Origin of the sequence: Staphylococcus canis, from assembly GCF_016238445.1 — a bacterium.
Taxonomy (GTDB): domain Bacteria; phylum Bacillota; class Bacilli; order Staphylococcales; family Staphylococcaceae; genus Staphylococcus; species Staphylococcus canis.
Genome location: NZ_JABANU010000010.1, coordinates 58,534 through 72,423, shown reverse-complemented (window position 1 = coordinate 72,423; position 13,890 = coordinate 58,534). Strand labels below are relative to the sequence as shown.

Below are 13,890 nucleotides of genomic sequence, written 5' to 3'. Positions count from 1 at the left end.
TAACCAAGTTGCCCGCTTTTGTATTCTTGTAATATTTTAAGTTTGAAATCTAAACTATAACTTTTATTCATAATTAAACACCCCAAAAGTTGAATTTTGTAGGTTCAACTTTTGGGGTGCAGTACATATAGCTTATAGTCCTTTTTATATTATTGGATAAACTAGTAGTTAATCATACTTATTTTCATGTACACTCATTTCCAATCTCAAATGCAATAGCACATCATTATTATCAAATCCTTTTTTTACACGCTTATAAAAATCACTTATACCTTCAAACACTTTTGCTTTAACGTGTTTGCCATGTTCGTCTCGTTCAATTGGTTTATCATATTGTTTTATAAATGAAGATATTATATCTAATTTTTCTGTAGGTATAGTATTCTGAGTATTATTATAAAAATTATTTGAATAATCTTTTTTCCATGTATTTACAACATCGAATAAATTACCAAATAAATTATTATACATATCATTTGAAATGTGCGCGAACTCACTTCTTAATATAGTCGTTAATTCGTTATTAAGTGTATTTAAGTTCTCAATATAATTAAAATGATTTTTCACATTGATATAACCGAATTTAGATAATATAACAAATTGAATTAATTGTTCGATATATTCGTTCTCATCTTCGCTAATTTCTTTATTTTTTAATCCTCCAATATAATCAAACGAATCACGGATTCTCCATGTTATATCGTCTACTCTTTCTATAAAATCACTGAATGAATCTGTAAATTCATGATATTTATTTTTCATTCCTTTTGTTATCTTTTTGCTAGAATCATAGTAATTTTCAGCATTTATATATTTCATATATGAATGATTTAATAAATTCACATAAGTTACTGCAATGATAAATTCGTGTATTTTAAGTTTATTTCCCTGCTTAAAATTGGACTTTGTCCATTTCTGTCCCTTCTTGAAATTATTAAAGTCACTACCATGATTAAAATAGAAATTTATGACCTCATTTTTAGTAATTAAATAATTATCACAGTCAAACATTTTATTACTTATATACTTATTTACATAAGCATATAAATCAAATGGGCTTGTATTTATACTATCTGAACATTCACTTACAATTGGTTTAATATTTGACTCCCAAAATTTCTTTTGGTTCTCACTTACAATGTTAAATAGCGCTTTGTAATTGTCAGTATTACTTATTTCATCTAAAATTCTAAGTAATTTTTCCTCGTCTATTTCTTCATAAAGAATATTTGTATCGTATATATCAAAATTGTAAAATAACATATTATCATCTTTCATATCTAAACGGACGACATCATTACTACTCTCCCCTCTAAATTGATTATCTATGATAATATTTTTCATATATTTTTCTATTCTTTGTTCTTCATTTTTGTGTTCATAGGTATGCGTAAATAGATATTTTAAAAATTGATAAATTATTTCTGTACCTCTAAATATTCTTCTCGTTTCTTCAACAAACATAAACCATTCGTAATAGCTCGACTGATCTAACTCTGATACCTCTATAAATTCACCTATTGCATCTAAATATCTAGTAACTAATAAATCTGCTGCTATATAATTTCCGCTTATATTACTAATTGATGCTATATCATTATCATAAATTATAACTTTATTTTGTTTGACAATGACATGATAACCTATCATAGCTTCTGTACTTTCAACAATATTTCCTCTTTCAATTTCACACGATAAGTTCGGTACAGCCTTCCAATTTTCTATCGGTTTTATACAATAGCGATGTAAATATTCTAAAAAGTCATACATCTAAAAACCCTCATATTTTGTCAAGTAATTAGCATTGCAATTATGTATGTATTATTTGCCCAGAACTATTAGAGCTTTAAACTTTATACTTCTCTATTATAGTCATTGTAATTTCCAAACGCATCAACAAAACTTATTCAGTCATGATGGAAATAATCAAAAAATAAATAGGAGTGATTTTATGACTTATAAAAGTCAAGAATTTATAAATTTAAAAAATGTAGATTTAGCTATTGCAAATAATTTACAGAAAGACACTGAATTTACAATTGGTGATTTAACTAAAAAATCAGGCCTTAACTGTTCTAGAGATGTTCAACGCGAGGTAGGACGTTGGTTCGCTTATTTCGTAAAACATACACCTAGCATTCCTTTTATTATTATTGGTAAAAAAAATGGTAGTTTATTGTATAAAAAATAGGACCTAATCCACTCAATGATAGCAACCCTTCGAAAGGAGGTGTTCGCTAATGACTCAAACTAACCCTTCATTTAATCCTTTACCGCGATACAAATCAAATCAATCAACTTAAGCAACAACAAAGTGCTCCCAAAACAATATATGACGCTAATGAGATTGCGACTATATTACGTCATATATTCAAAAATATCGAAACCATGGATAAAGCACAACTCAAAGCACTATACCTTACGGTCATAGACCACATTGATATTCGTAAAGACGAACATCATAAAAAACAGTTCTACGTCACATTAAAACTCAATCATGAAATCATTAAACAACTCTGCCATAATACCCCTCTCGACGAAGTGCAACTCAGCACTTCGTCTTTATTATTATCTCAAACACTCTATTTGCCTATCTCATAATGGATACTGTCTTTTCGTCATCCAATAACACACATCTCGTATATTCTATCCATAGATGAAGCTAGCCTAACGAACACGGATGCTTATATTGTATGACGAAAGAACATCCCAAAATAAAAAATGAACGGGATAGCAATGGGATTTGATAAATACATGTGGGATAAGGATTACGCAAGCGTAATCCCGAAATCCCATTATTATTTATAAATAAATAATATAAAAAGAAAAAGTAAGTCGTACTGACATCTACAAATCCAAATGATATATAAATATATAGCTATATTTCCCGAGAAATGAGCGGGATAACGGGATTTCCTTGTCATACCAACAATTGTAGCGATTTCTACATGGGATATTTTTTAAATTTCAATGGGATTTCTAACCGAAACAAACGTGATTTCAAACTTATATTATCAAAATGATGTAATACCTACTTACATCAATCAAATACACTAGGAGGTCATAAACATGACGTTAGAACAACAACTCAAAATCTATATCACAGATTTGTTTCACCTACCCCAAGAGGAAGTATGGCAATGTGAAGCCATAGATGAGGTCGCCGATAACATTCTTCCAGACAAATATGTAAAGCTCGGCCCCCTCAGTCAAAAATCACTTCATACCTACACCTATTATTCAGATACATTACACGAAAGAAACATCTATCCTTTCATTTTGTATTTTCAAAAACAACTCATAGCTATCGGCTATATCGATGAGAATAACGATATGGATTTCTTATATCTGCACAACACCATCATGCCCCTTTTGGATCAACGATACTTACTAACAGGAGGACAATAATATGCATAAATACATCAAAATTACACAACTCGTCATTACAATTCTTAGTGAAATTATCATTTGGATGAAAGAATCAGAACGAAAGGAAAACGCTTATGAATAGATATATTACACGTGGTATTGCCAATAACTTATCCCCCACCTTACAACATCAAATATGGGACCTCGTCCTACAAAAAGATACCAAACCATCTAACGAACAAGAACCCTTGGACTATTTTCATATCTTTCAGTTTATTATGCATCAACAAAAGCTTTTTATAAGACATACTCAAGAAAATCCCGAATACTTTCAATATACAAAAGCAAATGACAATCATCAGGTAAACATTAGTAAAGTCTACGTCATCCGAGAGGACGATGTAGACTTTTCTTATTATGTAATGTTACTACCCGAAGAATACTAAGGAGATAAAATCAATGGAAAATATCACAAATACACTTGTCACCACTGCAATATTTGACGAAAAGAGAACTCACCGCTACTTACTAACAAAGACATGGGACGATAGTAAGAAGACTGCTACAGTCATCACAATGTATCCAAACTACGATGGTATTATAAACATCGATCTCACTACACAACTCATTATCAATCAACTATCACAACAAGATATTGGTACGGTACACTTTGTTAATCTTTATTCAAATATTACTACTCCTAAAAACCTAAAACACTTAAAAGAGGCTTATGATAAACACAGCGACATTCATATTATGAAAGCTGCTTCTGATAGCGATATCGTAATACTTGCTTGGGGTTCATATGCCAAAAAGCCGAATGTTCAAGCAAGGGTCGGGCAAGTATTTGAATTGCTTAAAGAGCATAAGAAGAAGGTTAAGAAACTTATTAATCCTGAAACAAATGAAATCATGCATCCACTCAATTCTAAAGCACGTCAAAAATGGACATTGAAATAAAAGGAGGATTATCTATGAACCATGATACTACACAATCAGACTGGGGAACAGTTACTAATTGTTTAGCATCACATGATTACGTTTCAATAGTAAAAGGACTAGTACATCATTTCGCAGCAATTGAAGATGAAGAAATATTGGATAATATCTATGATGATTTTATGAATGACGATACTATAACAACGGTACTTAACAATGATTTACAGATAATTATTAACTATTACCAATCAAAATGAAAATTATATTACTTACAATAAAAATAGAGCATCCCTCACTTTGCGGTGAAGGATGCTATGATTAATTTATTTTTATTGTTGGCTGGCCATTAGTTCTGCTTGTTCTACAACTTGTTCTACAGCCATTTTTTGAAGATCAGGTGGGTAACCATATTTCTTTAATAGTCGTCTTACTTGGACTCTCATTTTAGCCTTTGCGCTCTCACGTTTTGACCAGTCTACACTCATATTATTCTTGACCGTTTTTGTTAATTCATGTGCAATAGCTCGTAATTCTTTATCCCCCATTGCTTCTTTTGCAGTTTCATGAGAGGCTAATGCATCATAAAAAGCAATTTCCTCCGTGCTCAGACCTAAGTCTTTTCCTCGTTGTTTTTCTTGATTTATTTCTTTCGCCATTTGAATCAATTCTTCTATGACTTTTGAAGCTTCTATAGAACGATTGTTGTATTTTTGTATTGATTTACTTAGCATCTCAGAAAATCTTTTAGATACTGTAGCATTTGTTTTCATTAATGACTTAACTTGTCCTTTAAGTAATTTGTTTAACAACTCAACTGCAACATTTTTTTGCTGTAGTCCTTCTACATCTTTTAAGAAATCATCTGACAATATTGAGATATCTGGGTTTTCAATTCCGAGTGTTTGATAAATATCTACAACTTCTTCAGTTACAACTGATTTTGAAATCAATTGATTGATTTCTGCTTCTATTTCAGCAGGTGTCTTTTTATGGCTGCTTCCTTCACTAGGTGGAGCTAATAATTTAACAAGTCCAGATTTCACGGCTTTTAAAAACGCAATTTCACTATTCAGTTCTTGAGCAGCTTCCTCTGTTGCACATAATGCAAATGCTTTAGAAAGCTCTGTCACTGTATTTATAAATCGCTCTCTTTCTTTCTCACCTAATCCAATGATATAATCCATTGTGTTTGAGATTGCATTATAGCGATTTAATTGATTTTCTGACTCAAAATCAGAATAGTCGTGATTATACAGCATATCTTGAATGATATCGTATTTCATTAACATAACTTCAAGTGCTTTTTCTGTATCTATACCTGTTTGTTCTCTATCAGAGTCCGTATACTCTTTTAGTGCTTCCTTCAGACTTTCAGCGATACCTACATAGTCAACAATTAAGCCGCCTGGTTTATCTTTAAATACTCTATTAACACGTGCAATAGCTTGCATTAAATTGTGACCTTTCATCGGTTTATCTATGTACATTGTATGCATTGAAGGTACATCAAATCCTGTTAACCACATGTCTCGCACAATTACGAGTTGCAATTCATCATTAACATCTTTCATACGATTCTCTAAAAGGTTTCTTCGCTTTTTCGGACCTATATGTTTTTGGAAGTTTTGCGGATCACTAGATGAACCTGTCATAACGACTTTGATAACACCTTTGTCATCATCATCAGAATGCCATTCAGGTTTAAGTCTTACAATTTCATCATATAAATCAACGGCAATACGACGACTCATTGTGACAATCATACCTTTACCCTTCATAGCCTTCTGCCTTGTTTCAAAGTGATTAATAATGTCAGTTGCTAAAGCATGTACACGTTGTTCTGCACCAGATAGAGCTTCTATACGTGACCACTTAGATTTCAATCGAGATTTAGTATCTTCTTCTTGGTCAGAAGTAATGACATCATATGCTTCATCAATATCTAAATCGGTCGGTAAATTTAATGGAATAATACGACTTTCATAATAAATTTTAACCGTACTTCCATCTTCAACAGCTTGGGTCATATCATACACATCAATATAATTACCAAATACCATTTGTGTATTTTTATCTGTTGAAGATACAGGTGTTCCAGTAAAGCCAACAAATGAAGCGTTAGGTAAAGCATCTCTTAAATATTTTGCATAACCATATTTAATACCTTCACCTTTTTCATCGTAAGTTGCTTTGAAACCATATTGTGTGCGGTGTGCTTCGTCTGCCATAACAACTACATTTTTACGTTCTGTTAAAGCATCCATTGTCGCTTGTCCTTCTTCAGGTTCGAATTTCTGCATAGTTGTAAATACGATACCACCTGATTCTACAGATAATAGCTCTTTCAATTCTTTTCGTGATTCTGCTTGTTTAGGTGTTTGTCTTAGTAATCCTTTACCTGAACGTCCTTTGGACTTAACAAAAGTACCATACAATTGATTGTCTAAGTCATTACGGTCTGTTACGACCACTAATGTTGGATTATTTAATTTTTGAATTAACTTTCCTGAGAAGAAGACCATTGTCAAACTCTTACCAGAACCTTGCGTGTGCCAAATAACACCACCTTTACCATCACCATGTTCAGATGTTGCTTCCATAGCACGATCAACAGCTTTGTTCACTGCATAATATTGATGATATGCAGCTAATATTTTAACTATATTTCCTTTACCATCATCTTGGAACAAAACAAAATGACGAATTAAATCTAATAGTACTTCCTTATTTAACATGCCGTGAATCAATATATCTAAACTACGAAACGTTGATGAATCTTCAGTTTTTCCATCTTTAGTACGCCAAGTCATAAAACGATCATAATCAGCAGTTAAAGAACCAGCTTTTGTATTTATACCATCACTCGTCACTAATACTGCATTGTGATTAAATAATTGTGGAATTCTCATTTTATACGTTTCTAACTGATGATACCCGTCTTCAATACCAACAGATTCATTTGTAGAATTTTTCAGTTCAATTACCACTACCGGTAATCCATTTATGAATAACACAATATCAGGTCGCTTTTTATAATCTCCATTCACCACAGTTAATTGATTAACCGCTAAGAAATCATTATTTCCCGGGTTATCAAAGTCGAATACATATACCAAATCATTAATCGTCTCACCGACATCATTATAGTGTTCAACCTCAATTCCATTTGTAATCATTTCATGAAAAGAACGGTTATTCTCTAATAAACTAGGAGACTTCTCAATAGAAATTTCACGTATAGCCTGTTCAATAGCACTATTATTTAGTTCAGGATTAATTCGTCTTAAAGCTGCTTCCATACGATCATCAAGCACAACATCTTTGTCGCTCTCCCGTTCATTCATAATCCCATTTTCACCACTATCTCGACCATTCTTAACAGAATAACCAAGACCCTCAAACCACTTCAATGCCACCTGTTCTAAATCATCTTCACTAAATTGAAAGCTCATCTTCATTCACCTCGATGTCATCAGGTATCTCAATTTCACCTGACATTAATTTAGGTAGTAGTGTGTCACGGAGTTGTGCTAATTTTTGATTTTCTATATTTTTTTGATCCATCATTTTTAAAATATGATCGTTTTCATTTTGATATTTATATAGTAAAGTCTCATTAGTTGGCATTGCTACTTTGGTGTTTTTAATATCTTTTTGAGATAAAAGAGGTTGTGTAGAACCTCTATTCAATGATATATAGTCTATACTTTTAAGTAATTGATATATAATACTCTCAAAATCACTTGTTATTACAAAAGTATTATCTGATGGCCATGTTCTTGTAGAAAATCTTTGGATTACGCCATGAGTTCCTACTCTTCCAATTATAATAATTTTTTCATTATATATATAATCATTGGTATAGCCCATTATTTTACTAGCACCTATTACAGGCACCACATTTTCAAAATCTTTGTTATCAACTTTACATTTAGGTCTTTTACCACTTTTTATTTTTATATAATTTCCTAATGTATCAACTTTCCAACTTTTTGGTATTTTACTTAATTCACTCTCAACCATGTCTCCACCGCTTGATTTGTATGGATTACCATTTTCATCAGGGAATTCAAAATCAACAAACCAACGTTTGAATAGTGTTTGTGAAAGTTCTTCGAGATTTGCTATGATTTTTTTATTTGTTTCAATTTTCTTATCTATATTTTTCCCAAGATTCACTATATAATTCTGTATATGTTTTATATTTGGAACTTTAATTTCATAACCTAGTATTGCTTTTTTATCACCACGAGGCATTTTTGTACCTTTAGCTGTTTGAGTCATATAATCAAAAAATTTGTCTTGTGATAAATAATAATATAAATAATCATTTGTTGTATTATTGCTACAAGAATTTAATATTAGTACATCATTAGAAGCACCACCTGGAATTTCTGCTTGCCAAATTTTCTTAAAGTATGGCCTGATATTGGATATTAATATATCATTTTCATAGTATTTTTTTACAGACTTAGTATTTGGTAATTTCTCAGCATTTTGCTTCCCATTACGATTTGGCAATAGATTTTCGGTAGATATATAGTTTTCTAAGCTGACGTTTTCAATTAATAATTTTTCATTCCTATATTCTATAAGTTCCCCTAATTCATATTCTTTATACTCCATAACCTAACCCCTCCAATGATTTTCGGATTTGGTCCTCGAGTTCTTTTGATTTCGCAAATTGTTCACTTAAATCTGCTGTGATTCTTTCCATTTTCTGTTCAAATGGTTCTGAATCTTCTTCTACTTCTGCTAAGCCTACATAACGTCCTGGCGTTAAGATATATTCGTTGTCTTTTATTTCTTTTGTCTTTGCTACTTTACAGAAGCCTGCTTTGTCTTCATATTGATTATCGTTTGTACCACGCCATGAGTGATAGACATTTGCTATATCTTTTATTTCTTCATCTGAGAACTCTTTTAATGTTCTTGATACCATGCTTCCTATATTTCTTGCATCTATAAATAGTACTTCTCCTCTACGTTCATTCTTACCGTTTTTAGCTTTATTTTTTGTCACGAACCACAAACATACCGGAATTTGAGTTGAATAGAATAATTGTCCTGGTAATGTAACTATACATTCAACCAAATCTTGTTCAATTAAGTTTTTACGTATCTCTAATTCATCTTTACCACTTGTAGACATTGAACCATTCGCTAATACAAATCCTGCTGTACCACTTGGGGCAAGTTTAGAAATCATATGTTCAATCCATGCATAGTTGGCATTTCCTTTTGGAGGAATACCAAATTTCCAGCGGTAATCATCTAATAATTTTTCTTGCCCCCAATCACTTGCATTGAATGGAGGATTAGCCAATATAAAATCAGCTTTCAAATCTTTATGTAAATCATTATGAAATGTGTCTGCATGATGATCACCTAAATCATTATCTATACCTCGAATAGCCAAATTCATTTTCGCTAATTTCCAAGTAGTTGGATTAGATTCTTGACCATAAACAGCAATATCATCTATACGGCCTTGATGTTGTTCGATAAAATGTTCACTTTGTACAAACATTCCGCCCGACCCACAACAAGGGTCATAAATTCTACCTTGATAAGGTTCAATCATTTCAACAAGTAATTTAACGATTGAAGCAGGCGTATAGAATTCCCCAGCATTCTTACCCTCAGCGCTCGCAAATTTTGCGATAAAGTATTCATAAACACGACCTAAAACATCTTGTTTTTTACTTTCAGAATCCCCAACTTTGAATGTAAATAGATCAATAATATCGCCTAATTTTTCTTTATCTAATGCAGGTCTTGCGTAATCTTTAGGTAACACGCCTTTTAAAGACTCATTTTCTCTTTCAATTGCTATCATCGCTTTATCTATAATTTGACCAATTTCTGATTTCTTAGAATTGTCATTTATGTATTGCCAACGTGCTTCTTTAGGAACCCAGAAAATATTCTCTGCTAAATACTCATCTTTATCTTCTTCGTCTGCATATTCATCATTTTTCAATTCTTCATATTTTTCCTCAAACGAATCAGATACATATTTCAAAAATATAATACCTAATGCTACATTCTTGTATTCTGCTGCATCCATACTCCCTCGTAATTTATCTGCAGCTTGCCATAACTTTTCTTCAAATCCAATTGTCGCCATTTATATTCCACCTTTATGCTATCCTTTACACAAATATATCAAATATTAAGGCTTTATGTGACTTTTCTTGTGGTTTTCTTTGTAAAAAATATTGTTTGTTGTATTATTTAAGTAATATTAAGTAGCTAATTATAAAAGTACAGATTATTATGTAGTTAAACTGAGTACGAATGGGGGAGCAAATTTGTTATTTACTGAAGAACAATTAAAATTATATTCTAAACCATTGTCAGAATCTGAAAAAGAAAAGTGTGAAAATGCAATAAGAATTATCCAAGAATCTCTGGAATCATTAGGGTATGAAACAGAAAAGGGTATACATAGAAACAATGAAGATACGCTATCATATCAAATTAAAATGACTAATCCATCGAAAGATTATGAACTAAGTATATTTGTGAAAGGTTCGTATGCAACAAATACCAATGTAAGACAAAATAGTGATGTTGATATTGCAGTGGTAAAAGAAAGTGAGTTTTTTGGTAAATATAGGGAAGGTAAAACTAGAGAAAATTATAAATTTGTTTCTAGTAATAAACCTCCGTATCATTTTAAAAATGAAGTAGAAGAAGCTTTGATTGAAAGATTTGGAAGAAGTGAGGTAAGAAGAGGTAATAAAGCAATTAGAATCAATGGCAATACTTACCGTAAAGAAACAGATTGTGTACCTTGTTTTAGATATAGAGATTACAGTAATGATTATATGGATGATCCAAATAATTTTATTGAAGGAATCACAATTTATTCAGATAAAGGTGAACGAATTATAAATTATCCGGAACAGCATATAAATAATAGTGTTATAAAAAATAACAATACAAATTATAAATATAAAAAGATGGTTAGAATAATAAAGGAAATAAGATATCAATTAATAGATAGTAAAAATGGAAACGCGAAACAAACTTCTTCATTTGGAGTTGAAGGTTTGTTTTGGAACATACCGGATTACAAATATAGCAATGATGAAATGTTAGGTGATACATTTAATGCATTAATTGCATTTTTAATAGATAATATAGATAAATTAAGTGAATTTAAAGAACCTAATGACATTCTATATTTATGCGATTCTCAAGAAAAAATTAATATTTATAAAAATTTTATTATAGATGTAAAGAATTATTTTGAATATAGTGGTGAGAGAAAATATGAATGACAAAATAAATCATTTGATTAAAATAACAAGATGGTTTACAGGAATCTTTTTCTTTTTACTAATTATAGTATCATGTACTGTATGGCAAATAGGATGGATAGATATCATAAGTTATACTGTAACAATATCAACATTTATTACTATAGGGTATGAAAGGTTTATGTGGAAGTGGAAATTGTTTCGTATATTTAATAAGCAGACTGATATATCAGGAGATTATGAGGCAACACTCAGATATTTTTATGGAGAAGGTGGAATTAAAAAGGTAAGTGTGGAAATAAAACAAACTTTTTTAACAGTAAATATTGAATTAAGGAGCGATGAAATTACTAGTAATAGTATTACAGCAGATATTATTGAAGAACATGGTAAAAATATATTGTACTATACTTATATAACAAATCCAAAAGCTGAATTCGAAAAGAAAAATCCTATTAATCGAGGAACAACAAGATTAATAGTTGGAGAAAATGAATTGACTGGAAAGTATTGGACTGGAGCCGAAACCACAGGTGATCTAAGACTCAAAAAACTAAAATAAAGTATTGATACCAAAATAAATTCATTTTTATTTTGGTATTTTTAGCAATATCACTAACAAGGAGAGCCTTATCAAAAACCCCCTCATTTATGATAAGCTTCTCCGCGATTAATCTTAAATGCACGATACACTTGTTCTAACAAAATCACGCGCATCATTTGATGTGGAAAAGTCATGGTGCTAAAGGATAGAGCGAAGTTACTCTGTTGTAGTACAGATTGATGTAATCCGTTTGAGCCTCCGATGATGAATGTAAAGTCGCTTGCGCCTTGTGTCATGCGTTGATCTAACTCTTGCGCGAAGGCTTCTGAACTGAGTGGTTTCCCTTGTATTTCAAGTGTAATGACTGTAGATTGCGGTTTGATTTTGGCTAAGATGCGTTCGCCTTCTTTAGCTTTAACTTGTTCGATTTCTTTATCGCTCATATTTTCTGGTGCTTTTTCATCAGGTACTTCTATAATTTCTATTTTGGTGTAGGCACTTAATCGTTTTTCATATTCTGCAATAGCTTGTTTCCAGTATTTTTCTTTTAATTTTCCTACTGCGATGATGGTTATCTTCATAAAGTCCTCCTGTGTGTACAACACTAAAGTTATCCACAAGTTATTCAGTTATTCACATATTTTAATCCTTTGTATACATTATACATATGATTTTGAGTATCATTATGTGGATTGATTCTCTAAATATGTGTATAAGTCTGTGTATATGTGGATAACTCTGTGGGTACGTTAGTTATTAACATGTGGATTGTGTGTAACTTCCTCTTATCTGTGCACATAATTGGGGATAAGTTTTTAAAATTATGTACGTTTATACATTTGATTTTATCACATCCCGTCACATCTGGTGTCAGAATTTTGTATGATGTATATAGTATTTCCATAGAATTTTCATTATTTTGAGCATAAAAAAAGAGATTAGGACTTGTAATCGAGTGTCCTAATCTCTTTTAAGTATTTACAGTGTATAAATTGGTGTGGCTTGTGCTTTATCCGTGTCACATAGTTTAACATCGTGGATCGTATCAATATCACGCTCTTGTAAGATTTGACCCACGCTCATACGCGCAAGATCTTTCATATTGTTATCTTGTGAGAGGTGTGATAAATAGATACGCTTCGTATGACCTGTAATCACATCTGCCATCGCGTGTGCAGCATCTTCATTTGAAACGTGTCCCATATCACTTAAGATACGTTGTTTAGTCTTCCATGGATAGCGTCCCATGCGCAACATATCCACATCGTGATTGCTTTCAAAAATGAATGCATCACTGCCGTGAATCATGCCTTTCATTCGATCTGATACATAGCCTGTATCCGTAATCATTGTGAGTTTTTTATAGTCATTATGAAAAATATAAAATTGTGGATCAATCGCATCATGTGACACGTTATAAGATTCAATATCAAAACCAGCGATAGACTTGGTTTCATATGGATTAAAAATAAATTTTTGGTCCATTGGAATTTTAGAATCTTTTTTATCGATGCATGTCCAAGTTTTTGCATTCGCATAGATTGGCAATTTATATTTTCGTGCTAACACACCGAGCCCTTTAATATGATCGGAATGTTCATGCGTAATTAAAATGCCATCTAAGTCTGATATTTTTCGGTCGATTTGATCGAAAAGTGCTTCCATCTTTTTGCCTGTTAATCCAACATCGACTAACAAGCTACCTTTATCACTTTCGACATAAGTCGCGTTGCCTGTACTTCCACTTGCGAGTACACTCATTCGTATCAA

General features: G+C 31.6%; 12 protein-coding genes and 2 pseudogenes. 8 read left to right on the top strand and 6 right to left on the bottom strand.

Features of this window, described 5'->3' with window-relative positions; translation table 11 throughout:
• Positions 1 to 168: 168 nt before the first annotated feature.
• Positions 169 to 1,770: a hypothetical protein gene (locus tag HHH54_RS05235; protein ID WP_198617788.1), complete on the bottom strand. Its 1,602-nt coding sequence runs from the start codon at positions 1,768 to 1,770 to the stop codon at positions 169 to 171.
• Between the two features lie 181 nt (positions 1,771 to 1,951).
• Here HHH54_RS05235 and ssb point away from each other — a divergent pair.
• The 6 genes and pseudogenes from ssb to HHH54_RS05210 all read left to right on the top strand — a co-directional run bounded on the left by ssb (position 1,952) and on the right by HHH54_RS05210 (position 4,565).
• Positions 1,952 to 2,241: pseudogene (gene ssb, locus HHH54_RS05230) on the top strand (cassette chromosome ssDNA-binding protein).
• A gap of 39 nt (positions 2,242 to 2,280) precedes the next feature.
• Positions 2,281 to 2,601: pseudogene (locus HHH54_RS11300) on the top strand (cassette chromosome recombinase CcrB); the annotation flags it as partial.
• A 468-nt stretch (positions 2,602 to 3,069) separates the two neighbouring features.
• Positions 3,070 to 3,408: an SAUGI family uracil-DNA glycosylase inhibitor gene (locus HHH54_RS05225; RefSeq protein ID WP_198617787.1), complete on the top strand. Its 339-nt coding sequence runs from the start codon at positions 3,070 to 3,072 to the stop codon at positions 3,406 to 3,408.
• Positions 3,409 to 3,503: 95 nt separating this feature from the next.
• On the top strand, positions 3,504 to 3,815 hold the full coding sequence (locus HHH54_RS05220; protein ID WP_031914242.1) for a DUF960 family protein: 312 nt from the start codon (positions 3,504 to 3,506) through the stop codon (positions 3,813 to 3,815).
• A 13-nt stretch (positions 3,816 to 3,828) separates the two neighbouring features.
• Entirely contained in the window at positions 3,829 to 4,329 is a 501-nt protein-coding gene (locus tag HHH54_RS05215) for a DUF1643 domain-containing protein (protein WP_198617786.1), read from the top strand.
• A gap of 14 nt (positions 4,330 to 4,343) precedes the next feature.
• The gene (locus HHH54_RS05210; RefSeq protein WP_198617785.1) at positions 4,344 to 4,565 is read left to right on the top strand and encodes a hypothetical protein; all 222 of its coding nucleotides are present in this window, start codon (positions 4,344 to 4,346) and stop codon (positions 4,563 to 4,565) included.
• A 72-nt stretch (positions 4,566 to 4,637) separates the two neighbouring features.
• Here HHH54_RS05210 and HHH54_RS05205 read toward each other — a convergent pair whose 3' ends face one another.
• The 3 genes from HHH54_RS05205 to HHH54_RS05195 are packed head-to-tail and all read right to left on the bottom strand — an operon-like array spanning position 4,638 to position 10,438.
• The gene (locus HHH54_RS05205) at positions 4,638 to 7,760 is read right to left on the bottom strand and encodes a type I restriction endonuclease subunit R (protein ID WP_198617784.1); all 3,123 of its coding nucleotides are present in this window, start codon (positions 7,758 to 7,760) and stop codon (positions 4,638 to 4,640) included.
• Positions 7,744 to 8,934 (bottom strand): restriction endonuclease subunit S, encoded by a 1,191-nt coding sequence (locus HHH54_RS05200; RefSeq protein ID WP_198617783.1) that lies wholly within the window; start codon positions 8,932 to 8,934, stop codon positions 7,744 to 7,746. Before HHH54_RS05200 ends, HHH54_RS05205 begins: the two co-directional genes overlap by 17 nt.
• A complete protein-coding gene (locus HHH54_RS05195) occupies positions 8,924 to 10,438 on the bottom strand; it encodes a class I SAM-dependent DNA methyltransferase (RefSeq protein ID WP_198617782.1) in 1,515 nt (504 codons plus the stop codon). The genes HHH54_RS05200 and HHH54_RS05195 overlap by 11 nt, the downstream gene beginning before the upstream one ends.
• A 184-nt stretch (positions 10,439 to 10,622) precedes the next feature.
• Here HHH54_RS05195 and HHH54_RS05190 point away from each other — a divergent pair, with 184 nt between their 5' ends.
• Positions 10,623 to 11,597: a nucleotidyltransferase domain-containing protein gene (locus tag HHH54_RS05190; RefSeq protein WP_198617781.1), complete on the top strand. Its 975-nt coding sequence runs from the start codon at positions 10,623 to 10,625 to the stop codon at positions 11,595 to 11,597.
• On the top strand, positions 11,590 to 12,138 hold the full coding sequence (locus tag HHH54_RS05185; protein WP_198617780.1) for a Cap15 family cyclic dinucleotide receptor domain-containing protein: 549 nt from the start codon (positions 11,590 to 11,592) through the stop codon (positions 12,136 to 12,138). The genes HHH54_RS05190 and HHH54_RS05185 overlap by 8 nt, the downstream gene beginning before the upstream one ends.
• Before the next feature lie 83 nt (positions 12,139 to 12,221).
• On the opposite strand, the gene rlmH is transcribed toward HHH54_RS05185, so the two are convergent.
• On the bottom strand, positions 12,222 to 12,701 hold the full coding sequence (rlmH, locus tag HHH54_RS05180) for a 23S rRNA (pseudouridine(1915)-N(3))-methyltransferase RlmH (protein ID WP_198617779.1): 480 nt from the start codon (positions 12,699 to 12,701) through the stop codon (positions 12,222 to 12,224).
• 397 nt (positions 12,702 to 13,098) lie between these two features.
• Positions 13,099 to 13,881, bottom strand: a complete 783-nt coding sequence (locus HHH54_RS05175; RefSeq protein WP_198617778.1) for an MBL fold metallo-hydrolase — start codon at positions 13,879 to 13,881, stop codon at positions 13,099 to 13,101.
• Positions 13,882 to 13,890: the final 9 nt, after the last annotated feature.

Coding starts and splice junctions, on each gene's coding strand:
- rlmH (WP_198617779.1), bottom strand. CDS start 12,701: ATGAAGATAACCATCATCGCAGTAGGAAAATTAAAAGAAAAATACTGG.
- HHH54_RS05185 (WP_198617780.1), top strand. CDS start 11,590: ATGAATGACAAAATAAATCATTTGATTAAAATAACAAGATGGTTTACA.
- HHH54_RS05195 (WP_198617782.1), bottom strand. CDS start 10,438: ATGGCGACAATTGGATTTGAAGAAAAGTTATGGCAAGCTGCAGATAAA.
- HHH54_RS05225 (WP_198617787.1), top strand. CDS start 3,070: ATGACGTTAGAACAACAACTCAAAATCTATATCACAGATTTGTTTCAC.
- HHH54_RS05200 (WP_198617783.1), bottom strand. CDS start 8,934: ATGGAGTATAAAGAATATGAATTAGGGGAACTTATAGAATATAGGAAT.
- HHH54_RS05235 (WP_198617788.1), bottom strand. CDS start 1,770: ATGTATGACTTTTTAGAATATTTACATCGCTATTGTATAAAACCGATA.
- HHH54_RS05175 (WP_198617778.1), bottom strand. CDS start 13,881: ATGAGTGTACTCGCAAGTGGAAGTACAGGCAACGCGACTTATGTCGAA.
- HHH54_RS05210 (WP_198617785.1), top strand. CDS start 4,344: ATGAACCATGATACTACACAATCAGACTGGGGAACAGTTACTAATTGT.
- HHH54_RS05215 (WP_198617786.1), top strand. CDS start 3,829: ATGGAAAATATCACAAATACACTTGTCACCACTGCAATATTTGACGAA.
- HHH54_RS05220 (WP_031914242.1), top strand. CDS start 3,504: ATGAATAGATATATTACACGTGGTATTGCCAATAACTTATCCCCCACC.
- HHH54_RS05205 (WP_198617784.1), bottom strand. CDS start 7,760: ATGAGCTTTCAATTTAGTGAAGATGATTTAGAACAGGTGGCATTGAAG.